Here is a 26,625-nt window from a genome sequence, read left to right as displayed (position 1 = left end):
TCGTCATGCGTCATCAGGTACATGATCTGATCGCGCCGGTGCCAGGCACGGCGCGGCAGATTCACAGTTTCCACTTCGGCCCGGAACAGGCTGAAGGCAAGGTCTACATCCAGTCATCGCTGCATGCCGACGAACTGCCGGGCATGCTGGTGGCCTGGCACCTCAAGGCCCGTCTCGCCGAGTTGGCGGCGGCCGGCAGGCTGCGCAGCGAAATCGTGTTGGTGCCAATTGCCAACCCGGTGGGCCTGGAGCAAGTGTTGATGGATATTCCGCTGGGCCGCTACGAGCTGGAAAGCGGACAGAATTTCAACCGCCGGTTTGTCGACCTCAGTGAAGAGGTGGGTAACCAGGTCGAGTATTTGCTGGGGGATGACGCGCAGCACAACGCCCGTTTGATCCGTGCCGCGCTGTCCAATGCCCTCGCCCGGCAAGCGGCCGACACCCAGTTGCAATCCCAACGCCTGGTGCTGCAACGCCTGGCCTGCGATGCCGACATGGTGCTTGACCTGCATTGCGACTTCGAAGCCGTGGCGCACTTGTACACCACGCCCGAAGCCTGGCCGCAGGTGGAGCCGCTGGCACGCTACATCGGCTCGGAAGCCAACTTGCTTGCCACCGATTCCGGCGGGCAGTCCTTCGATGAATGTTTCACCCTGGTGTGGTGGCAGTTGCAGCAACGCTTTGGCGAGCGCTTCCCGATTCCCATGGGCAGCTTTTCGGTGACCGTCGAGCTGCGCGGCCAGGGCGACGTCAACCACGGCCTGGCCCGCCTCGACTGCCAGGCGATCATCGACTACCTGATCCACTTCGGCGCGATTGAAGGCATCGCGGCGCCACTGCCCCCATTACCCTACCCGGCCACCCCACTGGCGGGCGTCGAGCCTGTGACCACGCCCGTTGGCGGTTTGCTGGTCTTCAGCGCCCTGCCCGGTGAATACCTGGAAGCCGGGCAATTGATCGCCGAAATCATCGACCCCCTTACTGACCGCGTAACGCCCGTGCTCTGTAAAAGCGCCGGCCTGCTTTACGCCCGTTCGCTGCGGCGCATGGCCACGGCCGGCATGGTGATCAGCCATGTCGCAGGCCATGAAGCCTACCGCAGCGGCTACCTACTTTCGCCTTGAGGATGCACGCCCCATGTACAAATTGACCGTTGAAGGCCTGCATAAAAGCTATGGCGACAATGAAGTGCTCAAAGGTGTCTCGCTCAAGGCCAAGACCGGTGATGTGATCAGTTTGATCGGCGCCAGCGGTTCGGGCAAAAGCACGTTTTTGCGCTGCATCAACTTTCTGGAAACCCCCAACGACGGCGCGATGACCCTCGACGGCCAGCAAATCCGCATGGTCAGCGACCGCCACGGCATGCGCGTGGCCGACGACGCCGAGCTGCAACGCCTGCGCACACGGCTGGCGATGGTGTTCCAGCATTTCAACCTGTGGAGCCACATGAGCGTACTGGAGAACATCACCATGGCGCCGCGCCGGGTGCTGGGTTGCAGCAAGAAGGACGCCGAAGACCGCGCCCGTCGCTACCTCGACAAAGTCGGCTTGCCGGCGCGCGTGGCCGATCAATACCCGGCGTTTTTGTCTGGTGGCCAACAGCAACGGGTGGCCATCGCCCGCGCCCTGGCCATGGAGCCGGAGGTGATGCTGTTCGACGAGCCGACCTCGGCCCTCGACCCGGAGCTGGTCGGTGAAGTTTTGAAGGTGATCCAGGGGCTGGCCGAGGAAGGCCGCACCATGATCATGGTCACCCACGAAATGAGCTTTGCGCGCAAGGTGTCGAGCCAGGTGCTGTTCCTGCACAAGGGCCTGGTGGAAGAGCAAGGTGCGCCTGCGGATGTGCTGGGCAATCCGAAGAGCGAGCGCCTGCAGCAGTTTTTGAGCGGCAATTTGAAGTAAACCTTTGCGGCGCCTGGAGGGTCTCTGAATGAGAGCCTCCAGAGCGTCAGCCCATCCATGGCAAAACCCCTCGACTTCGCAAAACACTGGTTTGCCGCCAAGGGCTGGAAACCGTTCGCCTTTCAGAAAGCGGTATGGGCGGCGGTCAAGCAGGGTCAGTCAGGCTTGCTGCATGCCAGCACCGGCGCGGGTAAAACCTATGCACTGTGGTTTGCCGCCCTCAACCGTTTCGCCATCACTCGCCCGCCCGCCACCGGCAAACGCAAACCGCCGGCTGAGCCGCTGACGGTGCTGTGGATTACACCCATGCGCGCGCTGGCCGCCGACACTGCACGCGCCCTTGAAGCGCCGCTGGCGGCCCTGCAGATTCCCTGGAGCGTCGGCCTGCGCACCGGCGATACCAGCAGCAGCGAACGCGCACGCCAAACCCGCCGCCAGCCCACCGCGCTGGTTACCACGCCGGAAAGTCTTACGTTGATGCTGGCGCGTGCCGACAGTGAATCGAGCCTGGCGCACTTGCGCATGGTCATCGTGGATGAATGGCATGAACTGATCGGCAACAAGCGTGGCGTGCAGCTGCAACTGGCGCTGGCGCGCTTGCGGCGTTGGCATCCGGAACTGATGGTGTGGGGAATTTCGGCGACGCTGGGTAATCAGGCTCACGCACTGGAGGTTTTGGTCCCACAAGGTGGCGGGATCAACGTGCAGGGGCAAACGGCCAAAACGCTGCAGGTCGATACCTTGTTACCGCCTACCACCGAGCGTTTTCCCTGGGCCGGGCATATTGGTTTGAAGATGTTGCCGCAAGTCGTCGCCGAAGTTGACTCCAGCAGCAGTTGCCTGGTGTTCACCAATACGCGGGCGCAGTCGGAGATCTGGTACCAGGCGTTGCTCGAGGCGCGCCCGGATTGGGCGGGCGTGATCGCGCTGCACCACGGCTCACTCTCGCGCGAAACGCGCGACTGGGTGGAGCGAGCCTTGAAAGACGGCCAGCTCAAAGCGGTGGTGTGCACCTCCAGCCTGGACTTGGGCGTGGATTTTCTGCCGGTAGAGCGCGTGCTGCAAATCGGCTCGGCCAAAGGCGTGGCGCGCTTGATGCAGCGTGCCGGACGTTCCGGCCACGCGCCAGGGCGGCCGTCCCAGGTGACGCTGGTGCCGACCCACAGCCTGGAGCTGGTGGAAGCAGCCGCCGCCCAGGACGCGATCGCCCAACGGCGCATCGAAGCCCGTGAATCGCCTTACAAGCCGCTGGACGTGCTCGTACAGCATTTGGTGAGCATGGCGCTGGGCGGAGGCTTTACGCCGGACGCGCTGCTGGCGGAAGTGCGCGGGGCCTGGGCTTACCGTGACCTCACGCAAGCCGACTGGGCATGGGCGTTGGGTTTTGTGCGCCATGGCGGATTGTCGCTGACGGCTTACCCGGATTACCGCCGCGTGGAGCCCGATGAGCACGGCGTGTGGCGCGTGCCGGATGCACGCCTGGCGCGGCGCCATCGCATGAGCGTAGGCACCATCGTCAGTGATGCGAGTATCCAACTGAAATTCTGGAGCAAGGGCGGCGGTGGCAAGAACCTGGGCAGTGTCGAGGAAGGCTTTATCGCACGGCTCAAACCCGGTGATGGTTTCCTGTTTGCCGGGCGTTTGCTGGAGCTGGTGCGCGTGGAAAACATGACTGCTTACGTGCGTCGCAGCACTGCGAAAAGAGCCGCCGTGCCGCGTTGGAATGGCGGGCGCATGCCGCTTTCCAACGAGCTGGCGCAGGCGGTGGTCGAGCGTTTTGATGCGGCGGCGCATGGGCATTTTGACGGCCCGGAAATGCAGGCGGTACAGCCTTTGCTGCAAACCCAGTTGCGCTGGTCGGGCCTGCCGACGCGCACGCATTTGCTGGCCGAAGCCCTGAAGTCGCGGGAGGGATGGCACGTGTTTCTTTACCCCTTCGCCGGACGCCAAGTGCATCTGGGCCTGGCCAGCCTGCTGGCGTGGCGGGTCAGCCAACAGCAGCCGGTGACCTTTTCGATTGCGGTGAATGATTACGGGCTGGAGCTGTTGAGCGCCACGCCGGTGGATTGGCCATTGCTGCTGAACGAAGCGTTGTTGAGTCCGCAAAATTTGCTGACCGACGTTATAGCCAGCCTGAATGCCGGGGAGCTGGCCCTCAGGCGTTTTCGCGAGATCGCGCGCATCGCCGGGCTGGTGTTCGCGGGTTACCCCGGTGCGCCAAAAAGCACGCGGCAGGTTCAGGCCTCCAGCGGGTTGTTTTTTGAAGTGTTCAAGCAATATGACCCGCAGAACCTGCTGCTGACCCAGGCGGGGGAAGAAGTCCTACGTGATGAGTTGGATATTCGTCGGCTGGAACAGACATTGCGCCATCTGGCCGCGCTGAAACTGGACCTGCACCTGATCGAACGGCCTACACCGCTGGCCTTCCCACTGCTGGTTGAGCGGATGCGCGAGAGCATGAGTTCGGAGAAACTCTCGGAGCGCATTGCACGGATGGTCAAGGACCTGGAAAAAGTCGCAGATAACGGGAAACGCTGATGCACTGTTCGGTAATGCTTGAGGGAGAAGAGCTGTGGCTGCTGGCGGAAAAGGCAGTGTACTGGCCATCACGTCGGTGCCTGCTGATTGCCGACGTGCATTTTGGCAAGGCCTCCGCCTACCGCAGCCTTGGGCAACCCGTGCCCCAGGGCACCACGACTGAAAACCTGCAACGCCTGGACCGGCTGTTATCGGCCTTGCCGTGCGGGCAGGTGATCTTTCTCGGTGACTTCCTGCACGGCCCCGGCTCTCACGCCAGCGGCACGCTGAGCGCCTTGAGAGCCTGGCGTGAGCGCAATCGCGACCTGAGCCTGACGCTGATTCGCGGCAATCACGATAAACGCGCAGGTGACCCACCGGCCGACTTGGGCATCGAGGTGGTGCCGGAGCCTTTGCTGATGGGGCCGTTCGCCCTGCAACACGAACCGGACGCGCATGCCAGCCACCATGTACTGGCGGGGCATGTGCACCCGGTCTATCGATTGCGCGGCAGGGGCCGGCAGAGCTTGCGCCTGCCGTGCTTTCAGCTCGGGTCGCAGATCAGCCTGCTGCCGGCGTTTGGCGCCTTTACCGGGGGTTATTCAGTGGAACAGCGCGATGATCGGCAGATCTTTGTGATCGGCGATGAGGACGTATGGCCGGTGTGCTGAAGAACCGGCCATGTCTCCTGCCCTGAACGATCAGGCGACAGGCGCGGGTGGCGGCTCATCGGGGAGCGTCGGTTCACCAGGCTCGGTGGGCGGTTGCGGCCAATCTTGATCAGGTTGACCAGGGATGCCGCCTGCATACGCAGGGTCGGCCATCAGGGACCAGGCCAGAACACCAATCTGGTTGGGTTCAAGCCGGGCGAGTTCGGCGCTGATTCGCGGGTCGATCTTCATAAAGTACTCCTCAAGCGTGGCTCGGCGCGTTTTGCACGCACCGAGGCAGTACACCCAATAGAGTCACTTCCCGCAGACTAATTCCCTTAACGTGTAAGACCTTTCGATCAAGCGCGTGGGAGTGTGACGCCACGCTGGCCCTGATACTTGCCTGCACGGTCCTTGTAGGACACTTCACAAGCCTCGTCGGACTGCAGGAACAGCATCTGTGCCACGCCTTCATTGGCGTAGATCTTGGCCGGCAACGTGGTGGTGTTGGAGAACTCCAGGGTCACGTGACCTTCCCACTCGGGCTCGAGCGGCGTCACGTTGACGATAATGCCGCAGCGCGCGTAGGTGCTTTTACCCAAGCAGATGGTCAGCACGTCACGCGGGATGCGGAAAAACTCCACGGTGCGCGCCAGGGCGAAGGAGTTTGGCGGGATGATGCACACGTCGCTCTTGACGTCGACGAAGCTCTTCTCGTCGAAGTTCTTCGGGTCGACGATCGCCGAGTTGATATTGGTGAACACCTTGAATTCATCGGCGCAACGCACGTCGTAGCCATAGCTGGAAACACCGTACGAAATCACCGGAGCGTCGCCGGCGCCACGGATCTGGCGTTCAACGAACGGTTCGATCATGCCGTGCTCTTGCGCCATGCGGCGAATCCACTTGTCCGATTTGATGCTCATGGCGGGTGTCCTGAATAGCGAGGTGGAAAAATTCTGTTGGGCATCTTACCGGGGCCGGCTGCGGGGTTCAAAGGGCGCGGGGCTTTTCTTGATGAATGCACCGGCTGCTGCAAGTCGCAGCCAACAGGGCCGGGGCCTATAGTGCGGTCCCCTGTGACTGTAAATACCACCGCCAGTCACGAAAATAGAGAAACCTTCGGAAATACCATTGGCACGTTCCGGAAAAAGGGTTAAGGTGGCGCCACTGTGCTGCTTGTGTCACTGAGAATCTCTACACGATATGTTGAATTTCGATCCAACCATCTCCAAGAATTTTTCCTGCTCTTTGCACTCAGTCTCGGCCAGGGCTTTTCCTGAGTCGCAGTTAACTTTGTCCAAGGAGATACACCATGTCTAATCGCCAAACTGGTACCGTTAAGTGGTTCAACGATGAAAAAGGCTTCGGCTTCATCACTCCACAATCCGGTGACGACCTGTTCGTTCACTTCAAAGCTATCCAATCCGACGGCTTCAAAAGCCTGAAAGAAGGCCAACAGGTTTCTTTCATCGCTACCCGCGGTCAGAAAGGCATGCAAGCTGAAGAAGTTCAAGTTATCTAACTTGTACTGACTTAGTCGAAAAAACCCCGCCCTCAAAAGCGGGGTTTTTTTATGCCCGTAATTTGACCCTCACGCAGACGTAATGCCGGGCACAAAAAAATGTGGGAGCGGGCTTGCTCGCGAATGCGATGGATAAGTCGGCACATCTGTCGACTGACACTCCGCATTCGCGAGCAAGCCCGCTCCCACACTTAGTCCCGCGTCGTTTATTGGAACAACGACTCACTCGACAAGCCATTCTTCTCCAGGATCTCACGCAAGCGCTTGAGGCCCTCTACCTGGATCTGCCGCACCCGCTCACGAGTCAGACCGATCTCCAGGCCTACGTCCTCCAGGGTACTGCTCTCATGGCCGCGCAGGCCGAAGCGGCGAATCACCACTTCACGCTGCTTGTCCGTGAGCTCAGACAGCCACTGGTCAATGCTTTGGGAAAGATCATCGTCCTGCAACAGTTCGCAAGGATCCGTCGGACGATCATCCGTCAGGGTGTCCAGCAGGGTTTTATCCGAATCCGGACCCAGCGAGACATCGACCGAAGACACGCGCTCGTTCAGGCCGAGCATGCGCTTAACCTCGCCTACCGGCTTTTCCAGCAGGTTGGCGATCTCTTCAGGCGAAGGTTCATGATCGAGTTTTTGTGTCAGCTCACGCGCCGCCCGCAGGTAGACGTTGAGCTCCTTGACCACATGGATCGGCAACCGGATCGTGCGGGTCTGATTCATGATCGCCCGTTCGATGGTCTGACGAATCCACCAAGTGGCATAGGTCGAAAAGCGGAAGCCCCGCTCAGGGTCGAACTTCTCCACCGCCCGGATCAAGCCCAGGTTGCCCTCCTCGATCAGGTCCAACAGCGACAGCCCACGATTGACGTAGCGTCGGGCGATTTTCACCACCAGGCGCAAGTTACTTTCAATCATGCGTTTGCGCCCAGCCGGATCGCCTTTTTGCGACAAGCGCGCAAAATGGACTTCTTCTTCGGGAGTGAGCAGAGGGGAAAAGCCGATTTCATTGAGGTACAACTGCGTTGCGTCGAGCGCCCGCGTGTAGTCAATGTACTTGTGTTGCTTTAACGCGGTGGAGTTCTTGGATTTGGTGCGAACTGAAGGTGTAGCAGACCCTTCATCATTCGACATCGATTCCTTTTCGGTGAGTATCTCCATTTCAAGGAGAACCTCATCGTCGATGTCAAACTCCGGCGCTTCTTTACTGAGAGCCATTGTTATAGTCCTTTGGTGAGTTCGACCTCAAGCTCAAGCGACGCCTCTATCCTTGGCAACGCTGGAGCCTGTTCCTTCTACGTGAGGGAACAGGCTGTGCAACACATCAACGACGGGGAAGGAATTGCAGCGGATCTACAGGTTTCCCTTGGCGGCGAATCTCAAAGTGCAGTTTCACCCGGTCTGTACCAGTTGACCCCATTTCGGCAATTGTCTGTCCGACTTTGACTTGCTGCCCCTCCCGAACCAACAGCCTGCGGTTATGACCGTAAGCACTGACGTAGGTATCGCTGTGTTTGATGATGACCAGTTCGCCGTAGCCCCGCAAACCACTCCCGGCGTACACCACTGTCCCATCAGACGCAGCTAAAACAGGCTGTCCCAAATCCCCGGCGATATCAATGCCTTTATTCAAACTACCGTTTGAAGAGAATTTTCCAATTAACACCCCGTTTGAAGGCCATCCCCAACCGGTCGGGGCAGGCCCTGCAGGCGGCAACGGCGCAGGCGCCGGTTTGCTCGCAACGCTAGGCGCGGCGGTGCCTGCAGGCCGGGTAATGATCGTGGTTTTACTCGAAGACGATGGCGAAGATCCGGAATTTGTCACAACTGTCGTAGGCGTTGAACCGGTGCGCCCATCGAAACGAATGGTCTGACCTGGATGTATCGTATAGGGCACAGGAATATTGTTACGAGCTGCGAGCGCCTTGTAATCCCAGCCATAACGGAAGGCGATCGAGAACATCGTGTCCCCCTTTCGCACTACATACTGCCCGGTGGTGACCGTCGGTTTTTGCGGCGCTGCTTTATTGCGGTCAACCACCCGCGCACCGCTCGATGGCGTGCTCGAACAGGCCGCCAATAAGGAACTCAAGACAAGGCCAAGCACCAGTCGCTGAAAGCTTGTTTTACTCATACGCTGCGCAGGACCTGTGAGACTCACCCGCCGCTCCCTTTGTGGTGGCTGAACATGAACGCCTGTATCAGGCTTGAAATATGACGCAAGTATAACTGGGCATTGGATTTTTACCGGCACACGACTGAAACGAAAAATTCATCATGTTTAAACCCGGCTTCCCATCATGTTGACTCTATGAGCCCCGCTGTAAGACACATCCCCATCCACAGAATTCACTGTTTGCGAATAAATGATCAGGCCAGCGGGCCATTGAGCAACGGTACAAAGCGCACGGCGCCCAGTACGTGCCGGGAAAAGCCTTCGTCTTCCCGAATAATGAGCATCAATTGTTGCACTTCGCCGGAGCCCACCGGGATAACCAACCGCCCGCCAGGTGCCAGTTGATCCAGCAAGGCCTGCGGTACATCGGTAGCAACGGCGGTAACGATGATGCCGTTATACGGCGCCAGCGCCGGCCAGCCTTCCCAGCCATCGCCCCAGCGAAACACCACGTTACGCAGGTTGAGCTCCACCAGGCGCTCCTTGGCGCGGTCCTGCAGGACCTTGATGCGCTCCACCGAGAACACCCGCTCCACCAGTTGCGACAGCACGGCAGTCTGGTAACCCGACCCGGTGCCGATCTCCAGCACCTTGTCCAACGGCCCCGCTGCCAGCAACAGCTCACTCATGCGCGCGACCATATAAGGCTGCGAAATGGTCTGGTTGTGGCCGATGGGCAATGCGGTGTCTTCATAAGCCCGATGCGCCAGGGCTTCGTCGACAAACAGGTGGCGTGGTGTGCGCCGGATGACTTCCAGCACCTGGGCGTTCGACAGCCCTTCTTCGTACAGGCGCTGGATCAAACGCTCGCGCGTACGCTGTGAGGTCATCCCGATGCCACGGCGCAGCAGGTCGTCTTGTTCACGCGCCATCAACGCAGCCCCTCGAGCCAGCCATCGAGACTACTGAAGGCATCACTGAAAGTGCGATCAAGCTGCAACGGGGTAATCGATACATAACCTTGCATCACCGCATGAAAGTCTGTGCCCGGGCCACCGTCCTCGGCGTCGCCGGCTGCCGCAATCCAATAACCTTCCTTGCCGCGCGGATCGACCACTTTCAGGGGCGCCGCCGCACGGGCGCGATGGCCCAGGCGCGTCAGTTGGATGCCGCGAATATGGTCGAGGGGCAAGTTAGGGATGTTGACGTTGAGCACTGTGCGCGGCGGCAGGTCCAGGGACCCGTGGGCCTCCACCAGCTTGCGAGCGAAATACGCCGCCGTCGCCAGGTTGTCCAGTTGCCGCGAGGCAAAGGAAAAGGCGAACGAGGTGCGGCCCAGGAAACGCCCTTCAAGCGCCGCCGCCACCGTACCCGAATACAGCACGTCATCGCCCAGGTTGGCGCCGAGGTTGATGCCCGACACCACCAGGTCCGGCTCCTGCGCCAACAAGCTGTTGATCGCCAGGTGCACGCAATCGGTGGGCGTACCGTTCACGCTGATAAAGCCATTGGCCAGAACCTGCGGGTGCAACGGACGGTCGAGCGTCAGCGAACTGCTGGCGCCGCTCTTGTCCTGGTCCGGGGCAACCACCACACACTCGGCGTAATCTTCCAGCGCAGCATAAAGCGCGGCAAGGCCGGGTGCGGTGGCACCGTCATCGTTTGATATCAGAATACGCATGGGCTGTCCGTCTGCCCCACCGGCACCAGATCAACAAGCTCGCGCACCAAGACAGTGGCGAAGCATCCGGCCGGCAGGACGAATTCCAGTTGCAGAATGTCCAGCGAGGGATAATGCCACGTCAACCCGCCAATGGGCAGTCGCAGAATGCGACGTTCCTGGCTCATGCCGGCATTCACCAGCCAATCGCGCAGGTCGGCTTCACCGGCGGCGATTGCCTGCTCCAGCGCGAAGGTTGCCCCCGACGCCGGCGAATCGCCTTCGCCCCACTGCGGCCCTGTCGGGTGCAGGTCCAGAATCGCCAGGCGCGGGTCGCTGCATTCAGCCTCACCCGCCGGGAAAAAACTGCGGCTGTCAGTAAACGCCAGCAAGTCGCCAACCTGGGCGCGCTGCCAGGAGCCGTCTGCCACACGTGCCGCCAGGACTTTATTGAAGAGAAAACTACGCGCGGTAGACAGCAACCGCGAGCGCACATTGCGCTGCTCCGGCAGGGCCTTGCGGGCCGCCCATTCACGCGCGTCCGCCACGTTGCCGCCGTTGTGGCCGAAGCGTTGGGCGCCGAAGTAGTTGGGGATGCCGTGCTGGGCAATCTGCTGCAAACGCGCGTCGATGGCGGCGGTGTCGCCAGCCAATTGGGTCAGGCGCAGGGTAAAGCCGTTGGCCGAATGCGCGCCACGCTGCAGCTTGCGTTTGTGACGGGCCATTTTGAGGATTTTGAGGGTGTCGTTCTGCGCACCGCTCATGTCCGGGTCGGCCTTGCCCGGCAGCTGCACGCTGAACCACTGGCGCGTCAACGCCTGGCGATCCTTGAGCCCGGCATAGCTGACGGTGCGCAGCGGCACGCCGGCGGCCTTGGCAATGCGCCGCGCGGCTTCTTCGGTATTCAAACCGCGCTTTTCGACCCACAGCCACAGGTGCTCGCCGTCGCCGGTCAGCGGAATATCCAGCACTTCGTCTACCTGGAAATCTTCAGCCGTCGCTTTTAATACCGCGCTGCCCAAAGCCTCGCCGTAGGCCCGCGGGCCCAACAGTTGCAAGTCATTCATGCGCGCAGCAACAAGGCAACGGAGTGCACCGCGATGCCCTCTTCCCGTCCGGTAAACCCGAGTTTTTCGGTGGTGGTGGCTTTCACGTTGACTTGATCCAATTCAATTTGCAGATCCGCGGCAATCAGTGCGCGCATCGATTCGATATGCGGGGACATTTTCGGTGCCTGGGCGACGATGGTGTTGTCGACATTCCCGACCTTCCAGCCCTTGGCGTGGATCAGGCCGACCACATGGCGCAGCAGGACGCGGCTGTCCGCCCCCTTGAAGGTAGGGTCGGTGTCTGGAAAGTGCTTGCCGATATCGCCCAACGCCGCTGCGCCGAGCAAGGCATCGCTCAAGGCGTGCAATACAACGTCGCCGTCGGAATGAGCGAGCAACCCATGGTGGTGTGCAATGCGTACGCCGCCCAAGGTGATGAAATCGCCTTCAGCGAAACGGTGCACATCGTAGCCGTGGCCAATACGCATAAAAAAACGCCCCGATTTAATTCAGGGCGTGATTCTACCTACTTTTGCCTCACATTAACCGAGCAAAGCACGCCCATGATGTCGCAAATGATCTTCGATGAAGCTGGCGATAAAGAAGTAGCTGTGGTCGTAGCCGGGTTGCAGGCGCAGTTCGAGCGGATGGTTGGCCGCCTTGGCCGCTTGCTGCAGGGCTTCGGGCTTGAGTTGCACGGCGAGGAAATCGTCGCGGTCGCCCTGATCCACCAGCAATGGCAGCTTTTGCGTGGCCTCGCTGATCAGCGCGCAGGCGTCCCATTCACGCCATTTCGAGCGTTCTTCGCCCAAATAACGCGAGAAGGCCTTCTGACCCCACGGGCAATCCATCGGGTTGTTGATCGGCGAAAACGCCGACACCGACTGATAACGCCCGGGGTTGCGCAAGGCACACACCAACGCACCGTGGCCGCCCATGGAGTGGCCGCTGATGCCGCGCTTTGCCGATGCAGGGAAATGCGCTTCAACCAGCGCAGGCAATTCCTGCACCACGTAGTCATGCATCCGATAGTGCTTGGCCCAAGGTTCCTGCGTGGCATTCAGGTAGAAGCCGGCCCCCAGGCCAAAATCCCAGGCGTTGTCAGGGTCGCCCGGCACGCCGGGCCCACGCGGGCTGGTGTCCGGAGCAACGATGATCAACCCCAGCTCGGCAGCCACACGCTGGGCACCGGCCTTTTGCATGAAGTTTTCGTCGGTGCAGGTCAAGCCGGACAGCCAGTACACCACCGGCAGCTTGCCGCCCTGCTCCGCTTGCGGCGGCAGGTAGACAGCAAAGGTCATGTCGCACCCGAGCACGTGGGAGCTGTGTTTGTAACGTTTATGCCAGCCGCCAAAACTCTTTTGGCAGGAGATATTTTCCAGGGTCATGGGAATGCTCCCAGCGGCAAGCGGCAAACTTCAGGCTGCAGGCGGGCGTTCACCCTTTTGCAGCCTATAGCGTGCAACTTGCAGCTGCTTCAAAAGTGAATGACGGTACGAATGCTCTTGCCTTCATGCATCAGGTCAAACGCTTTGTTGATGTCTTCCAGGCCCATGGTATGGGTGATAAACGTGTCCAGCGGGATCTCGCCGGTCTGGGCCATTTCCACGTAGCTTGGCAATTCGGTACGGCCACGCACGCCGCCGAACGCCGAACCGCGCCAGACGCGCCCGGTCACCAGCTGAAATGGGCGGGTGGCGATTTCCTGGCCAGCGCCGGCCACACCAATGATCACCGATTCGCCCCAACCCTTGTGGCAGCACTCGAGGGCCGCGCGCATCAGTTGCACATTGCCGATGCACTCGAAGGAAAAGTCCACGCCGCCGTCGGTCAAGTCGACGATCACGTCCTGGATGGGGCGGTCGTAGTCTTTCGGGTTGATGCAGTCGGTGGCGCCCAGTTGCTTGGCGATTTCGAACTTGGCCGGGTTGATGTCGATGGCGATGATGCGACCCGCCTTGGCCTTCACTGCGCCGATCACGGCCGACAGGCCGATACCGCCGAGGCCGAAGATCGCCACGGTATCGCCCGGCTTGACCTTGGCAGTGTTGATCACCGCACCGATGCCGGTGGTGACGCCGCAGCCGAGCAGGCAGACCTTTTCCAACGGCGCTTCTTTAGGGATTTTTGCCACGGAGATTTCCGGCAACACGGTGTACTCGGAGAAGGTCGAGGTACCCATGTAGTGGAAAATCGGCTGGCCCTTGTAGGAAAAACGTGTGGTGCCATCCGGCATCAGGCCTTTGCCCTGAGTGGACCGAATGGCCTGGCACAAGTTGGTCTTGCCCGACAGGCAGAACTTGCACTTGCCGCATTCCGGCGTGTACAGCGGGATCACGTGGTCGCCGACGGCCACCGAAGTCACGCCCTCGCCGATCGCTTCAACCACCGCGCCACCTTCATGGCCGAGGATCGACGGAAAGATGCCTTCCGGGTCGGCGCCCGACAACGTGTACGCATCGGTATGGCACACGCCGGACGCGACCACCCGCAGCAGCACCTCGCCGGCCTTAGGCATAGCGACATCGACTTCGACGATCTCAAGGGGCTTTTTCGCTTCGAAGGCTACAGCGGCGCGGGACTTGATCATCCGGGTTTCTCCAGGAAATTAAAAACTGAAGCGCTGAGTGTAAAACAGGGCCCATTGATTAATAATCCGAGCGAAAGCAAAACTTTATTGCTGTACAGGGACAATCAACATGCTGGAGAACCGCTGGGAAGGCATCGACGAGTTTGTTGCGGTGGCCGAGTGCAGCCAATTCACCGCGGCGGCCGAGCGACTTGGCGTGTCTTCGTCGCACATCAGCCGGCAGGTGGCGCGCCTGGAAGAACGGCTGCAAACCCGGTTGCTCTATCGCAGCACGCGCAAGGTGACGCTGACCGAAGCCGGCCAGACCTTCCTGCAACACTGCCAACGCTTGCAGGACGGTCGCGAAGAAGCATTGCGCGCCGTCGGCGACCTCACGAGTGAACCCAAGGGCATGTTGCGCATGACCTGCGCGGTGGCTTACGGCGAGCGCTTTATCGTGCCGCTGGTCACACGATTCATGGGCCTCTACCCGCAATTGCGCGTGGATATCGAGTTGAGCAATCGCCAGCTGGACCTGGTGCATGAAGGCCTCGACCTGGCGATCCGCCTGGGCCGCCTGCAAGACTCGCGCATGGTCGCCAGTCGCCTGGCCCCGCGGCGCATGTACCTGTGCGCGTCACCTTCCTACCTGGCGCGGTATGGTCGGCCACACAGTCTGTCGGAATTAACTCGGCATAACTGCCTGATCGGCAGCTCGGATATCTGGCAACTGGCCCAGGACGGGCGCGAATTTTCCCAGCGGGTGCAGGGAAACTGGCGCTGCAACAGTGGGCAAGCAGTGCTGGATGCGGCGTTGCAAGGGGTTGGGCTGTGCCAGTTGCCGGACTATTACGTGCTGGAGCATTTGCACACTGGCGCGCTGGTGTCGTTGCTGGAGGCGCATCAGCCGCCGAACACGGCGGTGTGGGCGCTGTATCCACAGCAGCGGCATTTATCGCCGAAGGTCAGAAAGCTGGTGGATTTCTTGAAGGAGGGGTTGGCTGAGCGGCCGGAGTACAGCGAATAATTTGGAGCGCCTGCCTGGCCTCATCACGGGCAAGCACGGCTCCCACAGCTGATCGCGTTTCAACTGTGGAAGTTGGCTTGCCTGCGATGAAATCGACGCGGCTTAACTGACTACCTGCGGTTCGCCCACCGCAACCGCAACCACTCCAGGTCTTCCGGCCGGGTCACCTTGATATTGTCCGAACGCCCTTCAACCAAGCGCGGCGCCTGGCCGGACCATTCCATCGCCGAGGCTTCGTCGGTGATGACGGCGTCAGCCACCAAGCTATCAGCCAACGCTCGATGCAAGGCACCGAGGCGAAACATCTGCGGCGTATAGGCTTGCCAGATCAGGCTGCGGTCGACGGTTTCGACCACACGTGCGTGCTTGTCGACACGCTTGAGCGTGTCGCGAGCGGGCACGGCCAGCAGCCCGCCGACGGGATCATCCGACAGTTCTGACAACAGGTTGTCGAGGTCATCACGGCAGAGGTTAGGCCGCGCGGCGTCATGCACCAGCACCCAATCATCATCGCTGGCCCCCAGCGCATTGAGTTGCAGCAACGCATTGAGTACCGAACCCGAGCGCTCGTCACCGCCGTCCGCACGCACGATGCGTGGGTCATTGGCGCAAGGCAGGTTCGGCCAATAAGGGTCATCGACAGCCAAACTGACTACCAGCCCCTTGAGGCCTGGATGGTCGAGAAAACAGCCGAGGCTGTGTTCGAGAATTGTGCGCCCGCCCAATTGCAAGTATTGCTTGGGACGGTCCGCAGCCATACGGGCACCAACGCCCGCGGCAGGAATCACGGCCCAGAAGGCCGGTAACACACTACTCATTGGGCCAACTGGTAGAGGGTTTCGCCCTCTTTCACCATGCCCAGCTCATGACGCGCCCGTTCTTCAACGGTCTCTGTGCCTTTTTTCAACTCAAGCACTTCGGCATCGAGGACGCGGTTGCGCTCCAGCAGGCGTTCGTTCTCGGCGTGCTGGTCGGCAATTTGCTGGGTCAACTCTTTCACCTGCGCAAAGCTGCCATTACCCACCCATAGGCGGTACTGCAGGCCAGCCAGCAACAAGAGCAAGACGAGGAACAACCAATTGGGACTGCGCATCGAAATCCGGGTATCCAGTAAAAAAAAGACAGCCATGCAAAACTTTTGAAGCAACTGATAGCACGAAGCCTGGATGAACCAGGCTTGTGCTTGTTAGCCATGAGATTAGCGTCGAAATTCACGCTGTCGTGATTTTTCCGACGTAATCCGCTGACCTTTTACCATTTAACAATCAGCCGCGAAACTCGCTGCGACCGTTGTACTTGGCTTTACCTGCCAATTGCTCTTCGATACGCAGCAATTGGTTGTACTTGGAAACGCGGTCCGAACGGCACAGGGAACCGGTCTTGATCTGCCCAGCCGAGGTGCCCACGGCCAGGTCGGCAATGGTCGAGTCTTCGGTTTCGCCGGAGCGGTGAGAGATCACGGCGGTGTAGCCCGCAGCCTTGGCCATCTGGATGGCTTCCAGGGTTTCGGTCAGGGTGCCGATCTGGTTGAACTTGATCAGGATCGAGTTGGCGATCTTTTTGTCGATGCCTTCTTTCAGGATCTTGGTGTTGGTCACGAACAGGTCGTCGCCGACCAGTTGGATTTTTTCGCCGATCTTGTCGGTGAGGACTTTCCAGCCAGCCCAGTCGGACTCGTCCAGGCCGTCTTCGATGGAGATGATCGGGTAGCGTTCGGTCAGGCCTTTGAGGTAGTCGGCAAAACCTTCGGAGGTGAACACGTGGCCTTCACCGGACAGGTTGTACTTGCCGTCTTCGTAGAACTCGCTGGCGGCGCAGTCCAAGGCCAGGGTCACGTCGGTGCCCAGCTTGTAGCCCGCATTGGCCACGGCTTCGGAGATCACTTTGAGTGCATCTTCGTTGGACGCCAGGTTTGGTGCGAAACCACCTTCGTCACCCACGGCAGTGCTCAGGCCACGGGCCTTCAGCACAGCTTTGAGGTGGTGGAAAATCTCGGTGCCCATGCGCAGGCCTTCGGAGAAGGTCTTGGCGCCAACCGGCTGCACCATGAATTCCTGGATGTCGACGTTGTTATCAGCGTGCTCGCCACCGTTGATGATGTTCATCATCGGCACCGGCATCGAGTAAACACCCGGGGTGCCGTTCAGGTTGGCGATGTGTGCGTACAGCGGCAGGTCCTGGTCCTGTGCAGCAGCCTTGGCAGCGGCCAGGGACACGGCGAGGATGGCGTTGGCGCCCAGGCTGCCTTTGTTTTCGGTGCCGTCTAGCTTGATCATCGCGTGGTCCAGGGCTTTCTGGTCCAGCGGGTCCTTGCCCAGCAACAGGTCACGGATCGGGCCGTTGATGTTGGCTACAGCCTTGAGTACACCCTTGCCCAGGTAACGGCTCTTGTCGCCATCACGCAGTTCCAGTGCTTCGCGGGAACCTGTGGAAGCACCGGACGGCGCGCAGGCGCTGCCGATGATGCCATTATCGAGGAGCACGTCGGCTTCGACGGTAGGGTTGCCACGGGAGTCGAGAACTTCACGACCTTTGATGTCGACGATTTTTGCCATTGTTGTAAACACTCCAAAGTTGACGAAAACGACGCAGCTGAAGGAAATCTTTTGACCGACCGCAAGGGTGGAACAACGGGGCAGGCTTGCAGGCGACAAGGCTCAGGCCCGCAGGCCTGAGCGTAAAGCGAGGGAAAGTCTACCGGAGAAATGGCGCTTACGCGGTTTCTACCGTCGGAAAACTCTTGACCAGTTCGTCCAACTGCTTGAGCTGGGCCAGGAATGGCTCCAGCTTGTCGAGGCGCAAGGCGCATGGGCCGTCGCATTTGGCGTTGTCCGGGTCCGGGTGGGCTTCCAGGAACAGGCCCGCCAGCGACTGGCTGATGCCCGCCTTGGCCAGGTCCAGCACCTGGGCACGGCGTCCACCGGCGGAATCGGCGCGGCCACCGGGCATTTGCAGCGCGTGGGTCACGTCGAAGAACACCGGGTATTCGAACTGTTTCATGATGCCGAAACCGAGCATGTCCACCACGAGGTTGTTGTAGCCGAAGCTCGAACCACGCTCGCAGAGGATCAACTGGTCGTTACCCGCTTCCACGCACTTGTTCAGGATGTGTTTCATTTCCTGGGGCGCGAGGAACTGGGCTTTCTTGATATTGATCACAGCGCCGGTTTTGGCCATGGCGACCACGAGGTCGGTCTGGCGCGACAGGAAGGCCGGCAACTGGATGATGTCGCACACCTCGGCGACCACGGCCGCTTGTTCCGGCTCGTGGACGTCGGTGATGATCGGCACGCCGAAGGCTTGCTTGATGTCCTGGAAGATCCGCATGCCTTCTTCAAGGCCCGGGCCGCGATAGGAAGTCACGGACGAACGGTTGGCCTTGTCGAAGCTGGCCTTGAACACGTAAGGGATACCGAGTTTCTCGGTGACCTTCACGTACTCTTCACAGACCTGCATCGCCATGTCGCGGCTTTCCAGCACGTTCATGCCGCCGAACAGCACCATGGGCTTGTCGTTGGCAATCTCGATGTCGCCAACGCGAATGATCTTCTGGGCCATCAGGGTTACGCCTTCTTCTGATGTTGCGTCAGTGCTGCTTTAACGAAACCGCTGAACAACGGGTGGCCGTCGCGCGGGGTCGAGGTGAACTCCGGGTGGAACTGGCAAGCCACGAACCACGGATGATCCGGTGCTTCAACCACTTCAACCAACTTGCCATCGCCGGAGCGACCGGAGATTTTCAGGCCGGCTTCTTTGATCTGCGGCAGCAGGTTGTTGTTCACTTCGTAGCGATGACGGTGACGCTCGACGATCACGTCCTTGCCATAGCAATCGTGAACCAGCGAGCCCGGCTCCAGCAGGCAGTCTTGCGCGCCAAGGCGCATGGTGCCGCCCAGGTCAGAGCTTTCGGTACGGGTTTCAACGGCGCCGGTGGCATCTTCCCACTCGGTGATCAGGCCCACGACCGGGTGGCCGCTGGTGTGATCGAACTCGGTGGAGTTGGCGTCTTTCCAGCCCAGCACGTTACGCGCGAACTCGATGACTGCCACTTGCATGCCCAGGCAGATGCCCAGGTACGGTACTTTGTTTTCGCGAGCGTACTGGACCGCAGTGATCTTGCCTTCCACGCCACGCAGGCCGAAACCGCCGGGTACGAGGATCGCGTCAACACCTTCGAGCAGCGCGGTGCCCTGGTTCTCGATGTCTTCGGAATCGATGTAGCGCAGGTTGACCTTGGTACGGTTGCTGATACCGGCGTGGCTCATCGCTTCGATCAGCGACTTGTACGCGTCCAGCAGCTCCATGTACTTACCGACCATGGCGATGGTGACTTCATGCTCAGGGTTGAGCTTGGCATCCACCACAGCTTCCCATTCGGACAGGTCCGCGCCGTTGCACTGCAGGCCGAAACGCTCGACCACAAAATCATCCAGGCCCTGAGAGTGCAGGATGCCCGGGATCTTGTAGATGGTGTCGGCGTCTTCCAGGGCAATCACCGCACGCTCTTCAACGTTGGTGAACTGCGCAATCTTGCGACGCGAGGAAATGTCGATCGGGTGATCGGAGCGGCATACCAGCACGTCCGGCTGCAGGCCGATGGAACGCAGTTCCTTGACCGAGTGCTGGGTAGGCTTGGTTTTGGTTTCGCCGGCGGTGGCGATGTACGGCACCAGCGTCAGGTGCATCAGCATCGCGCGCTTGGCGCCGACTTCGAAACGCAGCTGGCGGATAGCTTCGAGGAAAGGCTGGGATTCGATGTCACCCACGGTGCCACCGATCTCGACCATCGCCACGTCGGCATCGCCTGCACCCTTGATGATGCGGCGCTTGATTTCGTCGGTGATGTGCGGGATCACCTGGATGGTTGCACCCAGGTAGTCACCACGGCGCTCTTTGCGCAGCACGTGCTCGTAGACACGGCCGGTGGTGAAGTTGTTGTTCTGGGTCATGGTCGTGCGGATGAACCGCTCGTAGTGGCCCAGGTCCAGGTCGGTCTCGGCGCCGTCGTGTGTGACGAACACTTCACCGTGCTGGAACGGGCTCATGGTGCCCGGGTCAACGTTGATGTACGGGTCCAGCTTGAGCATGGTGACCTTAAGTCCCCGCGCCTCCAGGATGGCCGCCAATGAAGCGGAGGCAATGCCTTTCCCCAATGAAGAAACAACACCGCCCGTGACGAATATGTAGCGCGTCATGAAAAACCCTAGAAGTCTGCGTTAAAGCGGTCCGAGCCGCCGGGGAAAGCGAAGGAAGGCCGAAGCCCCCGATCACCTGCATTAATCACAGTGCACCTTTCAAAAAAACCGCCGCGTTGTGACAGACCAGCAATGAAACACCGGTACGTTGATCGCTACACATTTTTTGGAATCGCCCAGCAAAGACTGCTTGGTAATCGGCAACTGCTGCGATTCAGTCGAATCCACAGAAGTTGTATCAAGAAGGGAGCGTAGTCTACCGGAAAGGCTCTATCAGCTCAAACCTTGATCGCAAGTCTGTGGCATCCAATCCAATTGTCCGTCACCCGGCAGCCTGGCCCACAGCCCTGCAAGGCTTGGCACAGCCAGCAATTGCTCACCCTGATACACCAGCGGCAATCTGCCACGGACAAAGCCCGGCAGCCCACATTCATTAAGCAAGCGCTTCAAGTCGCGCCGGCCTCGAGCGGGCACTTCGATGATTTCGCCGCCCTGACGGTAACGCACCTCAAGAGGGCCTTGGGGAGCCTCGCCGATAAATTTCAGCTGGCCATTGCCGGGTAACGCAAGTGGGCTCTGTGGATGCGGCCAGCTCACCGCGGCGTCGGAAAACTCCAACCATGCTGCGGGCAGCCACCAGATGCGCTCGCCGCAACGATGCAACTGGCCGTCGGCAAGGCGCCACAGCGGTTGTGCGTCAGTTTTGGCGTCGCGCAGGGAATGCCAGCTGGCCCAGTGGTCACTGTCGGGTAACCGGGTCAGAGGCGCCAGCCAGTGGCGCAAGGCATTACGTTGGCGAACGTCGGAAAGTTCGCTTAGTGGAGCCAGAACCAACGAGGGCAGAGGCAACCAGGGAAATGGCGAAGGCTGATCGGCGGCTTGCAAGTCCATCCTCGCCAACTCGTCGAGCAGGCCCTGGGCTTCACCCAGGTGATCGGCGGTGCGCGCCAGGCTGGAAACGGCTTGAGGCCATCGCTGCGTCAACACGGGAAGCACACGATGGCGCAAGTAATTGCGCGAGAAACGTGGGTCGGCGTTGGAAGAGTCTTCGATCCACGTCAGTTGGTGCTCGTGGGCGTAGGCTTCCAATTCAGCACGCGAGGCCTCCAGCAACGGGCGCACCACGTGACCATTCGCCAGTTGGCGATGCACAGGCATTGCCGCCAGCCCGCGCACCCCTGCCCCGCGCATCAGCCGAAACAACAGGGTTTCAGCCTGATCGTCGCGATGCTGCCCGGTGAGCAACACCTCCCCCGCCCCGGTGACTTCGGTAAACGCCTGATAACGCGCGTCACGCGCTGCACGCTCAAGGCTGGCGCCCGGCTGCACTTGCACGCGCATCACTTGCAAGGGCACGCCCAAGCCGTCACACACCGCCTGGCAATGGCTGGGCCAGGCGTCGGCGGCAGCTTGCAGGCCATGGTGGACGTGGACAGCACTGAGCGGTGGAAGGCTTTCGGTGGTAGCAAGGGCGGCCAACAGGTGCAGCAGGACGGTGGAGTCCAGACCACCCGAGAATGCGATGTGCCAGGCCGGGGCATTGCGCCAGGGTGCCAGGGTTTGCAGGAGGTTGGCGGGTAGAGCTGGCTTCATAACACAGTACCGCCATCGATCTGGAACGCGATAACCCAGCATACACAAAGCAAATGTGGGAGCGGGCCTGTGTGGGCGCCGGGCTCGCCCGCGATGCAGGCAACTCGGGTTATCTGTTACACCGAGTTGATGCTATCGCAGGCAAGCCAGCGCCCACACAAGCCTGCTCCCACATTAGTACTGCATTGTCTTCAAGATCAGTGTTTGATCAGAGACCGTAGCTCATCAGGCGCTCGTAACGACGGGCCAGCAGCGCCTCGTTATCGAACTTCTTGAGCATCGCCAATTGCGAACCCAGCTCAGCGCGCAGGGTGGCAGCAGCCGCAGCCGGGTCACGGTGGGCGCCGCCCAATGGCTCGGCGATCACTTTGTCCACGATGCCCAGGCCTTTGAGGCGATCAGCGGTGATGCCCATGGCTTCAGCAGCGTCCGGCGCCTTTTCGGCGGTTTTCCACAGAATCGAAGCGCAACCTTCCGGCGAGATCACCGCGTAGGTCGAATATTGCAGCATGTTCAGCTGGTCGCACACGCCAATGGCCAGTGCCCCGCCGGAACCACCTTCACCAATCACGGTGGCGATGATCGGGGTTTTCAGGCGCGCCATCACACGCAGGTTCCAGGCGATTGCTTCGCTCTGGTTGCGCTCTTCGGCGTCGATGCCTGGGTAAGCACCCGGCGTGTCGATGAAGGTCAGGATCGGCATCTTGAAGCGCTCGGCCATTTCCATCAGGCGGCAAGCCTTGCGGTAGCCTTCGGGGCGCGGCATGCCGAAGTTGCGGCGGACTTTTTCACGCACTTCACGGCCTTTCTGGTGACCGATCACCATGACCGGCTGGTCGTCCAGGCGAGCGATACCGCCCACGATGGCCGCGTCGTCGGAGAAGTGGCGGTCGCCGTGCAGCTCGTCGAACTCGGTAAAGATGTGCTGAATGTAATCCAGGGTGTACGGACGGCGCGGGTGGCGTGCCAGGCGCGCGATCTGCCAGCTGGTCAGCTTGCCGAAGATGTCCTCGGTGAGCGTGCTGCTCTTGTCTTGCAGGCGAGCGATCTCATCGCCGATATTCAGCGAATTGTCATTGCCGACCAGGCGCAATTCTTCAATCTTGGCTTGCAGGTCAGCGATCGGCTGTTCGAAATCAAGAAAATTCGGGTTCATAAGCGTCCGTCTTGGGTCGACGGCCAAGGAGTGCCTGGCCAGCCGGTTGTCTATTCGCGCCCTACCTTAAGGGAGAGGCGCGTTTAGGTCGAGATTAAATGTTCAGTCGAGATCAGACATATCTGACCGTCAACGGTATTGGAGGAAGACGTTGTCTCGCCCGAACTGGTCACGCAAAGCTTGAATCAAGCCATCGGCGGGATCAATTCGCCACGTCTCACCAAACTGCAACATCGCCTTGGCGTCATTGCCGGTGTACTCCATGGTCACCGGGCACGCGCCACGGTGACGCTTGAGCAGGTCACCCAACCAGCGTAGCTGATCGCCTTTGAGGGCTTCGGTCTTGACCTTCAAGCGCAGGCTTTCGGCGAGGTTGGTGCGCGCGTCTTCCATGCTCATCACCCGCTTGATCCGCAGGCGCAGGCCGCCGGAGAAGTCGTCGTTGCTGACCTCCCCTTCGACGACCACCATGGCATCGGTCTGCAGCAACGACTGGGCAGAGTGGAAAGCGTCGGCAAACAATGACGCTTCGATCCGGCCCGAGCGGTCGTCGAGGGTGATAAAGCCCATCTTGTCGCCCTTCTTATTTTTCATCACGCGCAGGGCGATGATCATGCCGGCGACCGTCTGGGTGTCGCGCGCCGGTTTCAGGTCGATGATGCGCTGACGAGCGAAACGGCGGATTTCGCCTTCGTATTCGTCAATCGGGTGACCGGTGAGGTACAGGCCCAGGGTGTCTTTTTCGCCCTTGAGCCGTTCCTTGAGGGTCAACTCCTTGGCCTTGCGGTGGTTGGCGTAAACGTCCGCGTCTTCTTCGACGAACAAGCCGCCAAACAGGTCGGCGTGGCCGCTGTCGTGGGTGCGGGCGGTCTGTTCGGCCGCCTTGATCGCTTCTTCCATGGCGGTCAGCAGCACCGCGCGGTTGCGGTCGATATTGGCCTGATAAGCCTTGGGCTCATCATGGAAATACGGGCCAAGGCGATCGAGCGCACCGCTGCGGATCAAGCCATCAAGGGTGCGTTTGTTGATGCGTTTGAGGTCAACCCGCGCGCAGAAGTCGAACAAGTCCTTGAACGGCCCGTCCTGGCGCGCTTCGGTAATGGCCTCGACCGGGCCTTCGCCCACGCCTTTGATCGCGCCCAGGCCATAGATGATGCGGCCTTCGTCGTTCACCGTGAACTTGAACTCGGAGGCGTTCACGTCCGGCGCGTCGAGGCGCAGCTTCATGGTGCGCACTTCCTCGATCAAGGTCACGACCTTGTCGGTGTTGTGCATATCCGCCGAGAGTACCGCGGCCATGAACGGCGCCGGGTAATGGGCTTTCAGCCAGGCAGTCTGGTACGACACCAGGCCGTAGGCGGCGGAGTGGGATTTGTTGAAGCCGTAACCGGCGAACTTTTCTACCAGGTCGAAGATGTTACCGGCGAGGTCGGCGTCGATGTTGTTGGTGGCACAACCCTCAATGAAACCGCCGCGCTGCTTGGCCATTTCTTCGGGCTTTTTCTTACCCATGGCGCGACGCAGCATGTCCGCGCCGCCGAGGGTGTAACCGGCCATCACCTGGGCAATCTGCATCACCTGTTCTTGATACAAGATGATGCCGTAGGTTGGCGCCAGTACCGGCTTGAGGCCTTCGTACTGATAATCCGAGTGCGGGTACGCCAGCTCGGCGCGGCCGTGCTTACGGTTGATGAAGTCATCCACCATGCCCGACTGCAGCGGGCCGGGACGGAACAGTGCCACCAGTGCGATCAAGTCTTCCAGGCAGTCGGGCTTGAGCTTTTTGATCAGCTCTTTCATGCCGCGCGACTCAAGCTGGAACACCGCCGTGGTTTCGGCTTTTTGCAGCAAGGTGTAAGTCGGTTTGTCGTCCAGCGGGATAAAGGCGATATCCAGCGGCGCTTCGTTGACCTTGGCGCGGTCGCGGTTGATCGTCTTCAGTGCCCAGTCGATGATCGTCAGGGTCCGCAGACCCAGGAAGTCGAACTTCACCAGGCCGGCGGCTTCAACGTCGTCCTTGTCGAACTGGGTTACCAGGCCGTCGCCTTCTTCATCGCAATAGATCGGCGAAAAGTCGGTGAGCTTGGTCGGTGCGATCACCACGCCACCGGCGTGTTTACCGACGTTACGCACCACACCTTCGAGCTTGCGCGCCATGTCCCAGATTTCGGCGGCCTCTTCATCGACCTTGATGAAGTCGCGCAGGATTTCTTCCTGCTCGTAGGCTTTTTCCAGGGTCATGCCGACTTCGAACGGGATCATCTTCGACAGGCGGTCCGCCAGGCCGTAGGACTTGCCCTGCACCCGCGCCACGTCACGGATTACAGCCTTGGCCGCCATGGAACCGAACGTGATGATCTGGCTTACCGCATTGCGGCCGTATTTCTCGGCCACGTACTCGATCACGCGGTCGCGGCCGTCCATGCAGAAGTCGACGTCGAAGTCGGGCATGGAGACCCGTTCCGGGTTCAGGAACCGCTCGAACAGCAGGTCATATTCCAGCGGGTCAAGGTCGGTAATCTTCTGAACGTAAGCCACCAGCGAACCGGCACCTGACCCCCGGCCAGGACCTACCGGTACGCCGTTGTTCTTGGCCCACTGGATAAAGTCCATCACGATCAGGAAGTAACCGGGGAACCCCATCTGGATGATGATATCCAGCTCGAAATTCAGTCGGTCAACGTAGACCTGGCGCTTGGCCTCGTAGTCCTCGGTGGTGTCCTTGGGCAGTAGCACGCTAAGGCGCTCTTCGAGGCCATCGAAGGACACTTTGCGGAAATACTCATCGATGGTCATGCCATCGGGAATCGGGAAGTTGGGCAGGAAGTGCTTGCCCAGCTTCACTTCGATATTGCAGCGCTTGGCGATCTCGACGGAGTTTTCCAGGGCCTCGGGCAGGTCGCTGAACAGCTCGGCCATCTCGTCGGCGCTTTTGAGGTACTGCTCTTCGCTGTAGTTCTTGGAACGACGCGGGTCGTCCAGAGCCCGGCCTTCGCCGATGCACACGCGGGTTTCGTGGGCTTCGAAATCTTCCTTTTTGATAAAGCGCACATCGTTGGTTGCAACCAGCGGCGCGCCCAGCTTGTCGGCCAGGGCCACGGCGGCGTGCAGATGCTCTTCATCATTGGGACGATTGGTGCGCTGGACTTCCAGGTAGAAACGGTCAGGGAAGACCTGCATCCACTCGCGGGCCAGCACTTCGGCTTCCTGCGGGTTGCCGCCGAGCAGCGCGATACCGATCTCACCTTCTTTGGCGGCCGAGAGCATGATCACGCCCTCGCTTGCCTCGGCCACCCACTCGCGCTCGATGATGATCGAACCGTTGCGCTGACCGTCGATAAAGCCACGGGAAATCAATTCGGTGAGGTTGCGATAACCGACGCCGTTCATCGCCAACAGGCTAATGCGGCTCAGGGGGTTATCCGGGTCTTTGTTGGACAGCCACAGGTCGGCACCGCAAATCGGCTTGATACCGGCGCCCATGGCGTTTTTGTAGAACTTGACCAGGGAACACATGTTGTTCTGATCGGTCACCGCTACCGCAGGCATGTTCATGCCCACCAGGGTTTTGACCAGCGGTTTGATCCGTACCAGGCCGTCGACCAGGGAGTATTCAGTGTGCAGGCGCAGGTGAACGAATGAAGCCGGCATAGTGATCCTGTTCTAA

General features: G+C 60.2%; 24 protein-coding genes. 6 read left to right on the top strand and 18 right to left on the bottom strand.

Annotated features, from left to right (window positions below; genetic code table 11):
• Positions 1-5: 5 nt before the first annotated feature.
• Genes FPT15_RS13945 through pdeM form a run of 4 tightly spaced genes read left to right on the top strand, consistent with a single transcriptional unit; the run spans position 6 to position 5,090 of the window.
• Positions 6-1,124 (top strand): succinylglutamate desuccinylase/aspartoacylase family protein, encoded by a 1,119-nt coding sequence (locus FPT15_RS13945; RefSeq protein WP_145161915.1) that lies wholly within the window; start codon positions 6-8, stop codon positions 1,122-1,124.
• 13 nt (positions 1,125-1,137) lie between these two features.
• Positions 1,138-1,902, top strand: coding sequence for an ABC transporter ATP-binding protein (locus tag FPT15_RS13940; protein ID WP_106577143.1), 765 nt, complete (start codon positions 1,138-1,140; stop codon positions 1,900-1,902).
• Between the two features lie 57 nt (positions 1,903-1,959).
• Positions 1,960-4,440, top strand: a complete 2,481-nt coding sequence (locus FPT15_RS13935; RefSeq protein ID WP_145161913.1) for a ligase-associated DNA damage response DEXH box helicase — start codon at positions 1,960-1,962, stop codon at positions 4,438-4,440.
• Positions 4,440-5,090, top strand: a complete 651-nt coding sequence (gene pdeM, locus FPT15_RS13930) for a ligase-associated DNA damage response endonuclease PdeM (RefSeq protein WP_145161910.1) — start codon at positions 4,440-4,442, stop codon at positions 5,088-5,090. Before FPT15_RS13935 ends, pdeM begins: the two co-directional genes overlap by 1 nt.
• A gap of 30 nt (positions 5,091-5,120) precedes the next feature.
• On the opposite strand, the gene FPT15_RS13925 is transcribed toward pdeM, so the two are convergent.
• On the bottom strand, positions 5,121-5,321 hold the full coding sequence (locus tag FPT15_RS13925; protein ID WP_106577146.1) for a hypothetical protein: 201 nt from the start codon (positions 5,319-5,321) through the stop codon (positions 5,121-5,123).
• Between the two features lie 107 nt (positions 5,322-5,428).
• Positions 5,429-5,995, bottom strand: coding sequence for a dCTP deaminase (gene dcd, locus FPT15_RS13920; protein ID WP_106577147.1), 567 nt, complete (start codon positions 5,993-5,995; stop codon positions 5,429-5,431).
• A 389-nt stretch (positions 5,996-6,384) separates the two neighbouring features.
• Between dcd and FPT15_RS13915 the strand changes: the two genes are divergently transcribed.
• Complete coding sequence (locus tag FPT15_RS13915; protein WP_002554837.1) at positions 6,385-6,594, top strand: cold-shock protein; 210 nt, start codon at positions 6,385-6,387, stop codon at positions 6,592-6,594.
• A 206-nt stretch (positions 6,595-6,800) separates the two neighbouring features.
• Here the strand turns inward: FPT15_RS13915 and rpoS are convergent, their stop codons facing one another.
• From rpoS to FPT15_RS13875, 8 genes are all read right to left on the bottom strand, one after another.
• The gene (gene rpoS / locus FPT15_RS13910; protein WP_016974430.1) at positions 6,801-7,811 is read right to left on the bottom strand and encodes an RNA polymerase sigma factor RpoS; all 1,011 of its coding nucleotides are present in this window, start codon (positions 7,809-7,811) and stop codon (positions 6,801-6,803) included.
• Positions 7,812-7,917: 106 nt separating this feature from the next.
• On the bottom strand, positions 7,918-8,754 hold the full coding sequence (locus tag FPT15_RS13905; protein ID WP_145161907.1) for a peptidoglycan DD-metalloendopeptidase family protein: 837 nt from the start codon (positions 8,752-8,754) through the stop codon (positions 7,918-7,920).
• A 209-nt stretch (positions 8,755-8,963) separates the two neighbouring features.
• Complete coding sequence (locus FPT15_RS13900) at positions 8,964-9,599, bottom strand: protein-L-isoaspartate(D-aspartate) O-methyltransferase (protein WP_169850588.1); 636 nt, start codon at positions 9,597-9,599, stop codon at positions 8,964-8,966.
• 41 nt (positions 9,600-9,640) lie between these two features.
• Positions 9,641-10,390 carry a 5'/3'-nucleotidase SurE gene (surE, locus tag FPT15_RS13895; protein WP_145161904.1) on the bottom strand — a complete coding sequence of 250 codons (750 nt, stop codon included), beginning with the start codon at positions 10,388-10,390 and terminating at the stop codon, positions 9,641-9,643.
• Positions 10,378-11,436 (bottom strand): tRNA pseudouridine(13) synthase TruD, encoded by a 1,059-nt coding sequence (truD, locus tag FPT15_RS13890; RefSeq protein ID WP_145161902.1) that lies wholly within the window; start codon positions 11,434-11,436, stop codon positions 10,378-10,380. Before truD ends, surE begins: the two co-directional genes overlap by 13 nt.
• Positions 11,433-11,906 carry a 2-C-methyl-D-erythritol 2,4-cyclodiphosphate synthase gene (gene ispF / locus FPT15_RS13885; protein WP_122724671.1) on the bottom strand — a complete coding sequence of 158 codons (474 nt, stop codon included), beginning with the start codon at positions 11,904-11,906 and terminating at the stop codon, positions 11,433-11,435. The genes truD and ispF overlap by 4 nt, the downstream gene beginning before the upstream one ends.
• A gap of 54 nt (positions 11,907-11,960) precedes the next feature.
• Entirely contained in the window at positions 11,961-12,806 is an 846-nt protein-coding gene (fghA, locus tag FPT15_RS13880; RefSeq protein WP_145161899.1) for an S-formylglutathione hydrolase, read from the bottom strand.
• 89 nt (positions 12,807-12,895) lie between these two features.
• On the bottom strand, positions 12,896-14,008 hold the full coding sequence (locus FPT15_RS13875) for an S-(hydroxymethyl)glutathione dehydrogenase/class III alcohol dehydrogenase (protein ID WP_025855143.1): 1,113 nt from the start codon (positions 14,006-14,008) through the stop codon (positions 12,896-12,898).
• 109 nt (positions 14,009-14,117) lie between these two features.
• Here FPT15_RS13875 and FPT15_RS13870 point away from each other — a divergent pair, with 109 nt between their 5' ends.
• Complete coding sequence (locus FPT15_RS13870) at positions 14,118-15,014, top strand: LysR substrate-binding domain-containing protein (RefSeq protein WP_145161896.1); 897 nt, start codon at positions 14,118-14,120, stop codon at positions 15,012-15,014.
• 110 nt (positions 15,015-15,124) lie between these two features.
• Here FPT15_RS13870 and ispD read toward each other — a convergent pair whose 3' ends face one another.
• From ispD to dnaE, 8 genes are all read right to left on the bottom strand, one after another.
• Positions 15,125-15,832, bottom strand: a complete 708-nt coding sequence (gene ispD / locus FPT15_RS13865) for a 2-C-methyl-D-erythritol 4-phosphate cytidylyltransferase (protein ID WP_145161893.1) — start codon at positions 15,830-15,832, stop codon at positions 15,125-15,127.
• Positions 15,829-16,107 (bottom strand): cell division protein FtsB, encoded by a 279-nt coding sequence (ftsB, locus tag FPT15_RS13860; RefSeq protein ID WP_017137157.1) that lies wholly within the window; start codon positions 16,105-16,107, stop codon positions 15,829-15,831. The genes ispD and ftsB overlap by 4 nt, the downstream gene beginning before the upstream one ends.
• 172 nt (positions 16,108-16,279) lie before the next feature.
• Complete coding sequence (eno, locus tag FPT15_RS13855) at positions 16,280-17,569, bottom strand: phosphopyruvate hydratase (protein WP_106577156.1); 1,290 nt, start codon at positions 17,567-17,569, stop codon at positions 16,280-16,282.
• Positions 17,570-17,726: 157 nt separating this feature from the next.
• On the bottom strand, positions 17,727-18,572 hold the full coding sequence (gene kdsA, locus FPT15_RS13850; RefSeq protein WP_010212442.1) for a 3-deoxy-8-phosphooctulonate synthase: 846 nt from the start codon (positions 18,570-18,572) through the stop codon (positions 17,727-17,729).
• A 5-nt stretch (positions 18,573-18,577) separates the two neighbouring features.
• A complete protein-coding gene (locus FPT15_RS13845; protein WP_106577157.1) occupies positions 18,578-20,209 on the bottom strand; it encodes a CTP synthase in 1,632 nt (543 codons plus the stop codon).
• Between the two features lie 273 nt (positions 20,210-20,482).
• Entirely contained in the window at positions 20,483-21,802 is a 1,320-nt protein-coding gene (gene tilS / locus FPT15_RS13840; protein ID WP_145161890.1) for a tRNA lysidine(34) synthetase TilS, read from the bottom strand.
• 208 nt (positions 21,803-22,010) lie between these two features.
• Positions 22,011-22,958: an acetyl-CoA carboxylase carboxyltransferase subunit alpha gene (locus FPT15_RS13835; protein ID WP_106577159.1), complete on the bottom strand. Its 948-nt coding sequence runs from the start codon at positions 22,956-22,958 to the stop codon at positions 22,011-22,013.
• 129 nt (positions 22,959-23,087) lie between these two features.
• Positions 23,088-26,609, bottom strand: coding sequence for a DNA polymerase III subunit alpha (gene dnaE, locus FPT15_RS13830; RefSeq protein ID WP_124416617.1), 3,522 nt, complete (start codon positions 26,607-26,609; stop codon positions 23,088-23,090).
• Positions 26,610-26,625: the final 16 nt, after the last annotated feature.

The organism is Pseudomonas sp. RGB (assembly GCF_007713445.1).
Taxonomy (GTDB): domain Bacteria; phylum Pseudomonadota; class Gammaproteobacteria; order Pseudomonadales; family Pseudomonadaceae; genus Aquipseudomonas.
The sequence above is the reverse complement of the archived record's forward strand: the minus strand, read 5'-3'. Positions and strand labels throughout refer to the sequence as shown.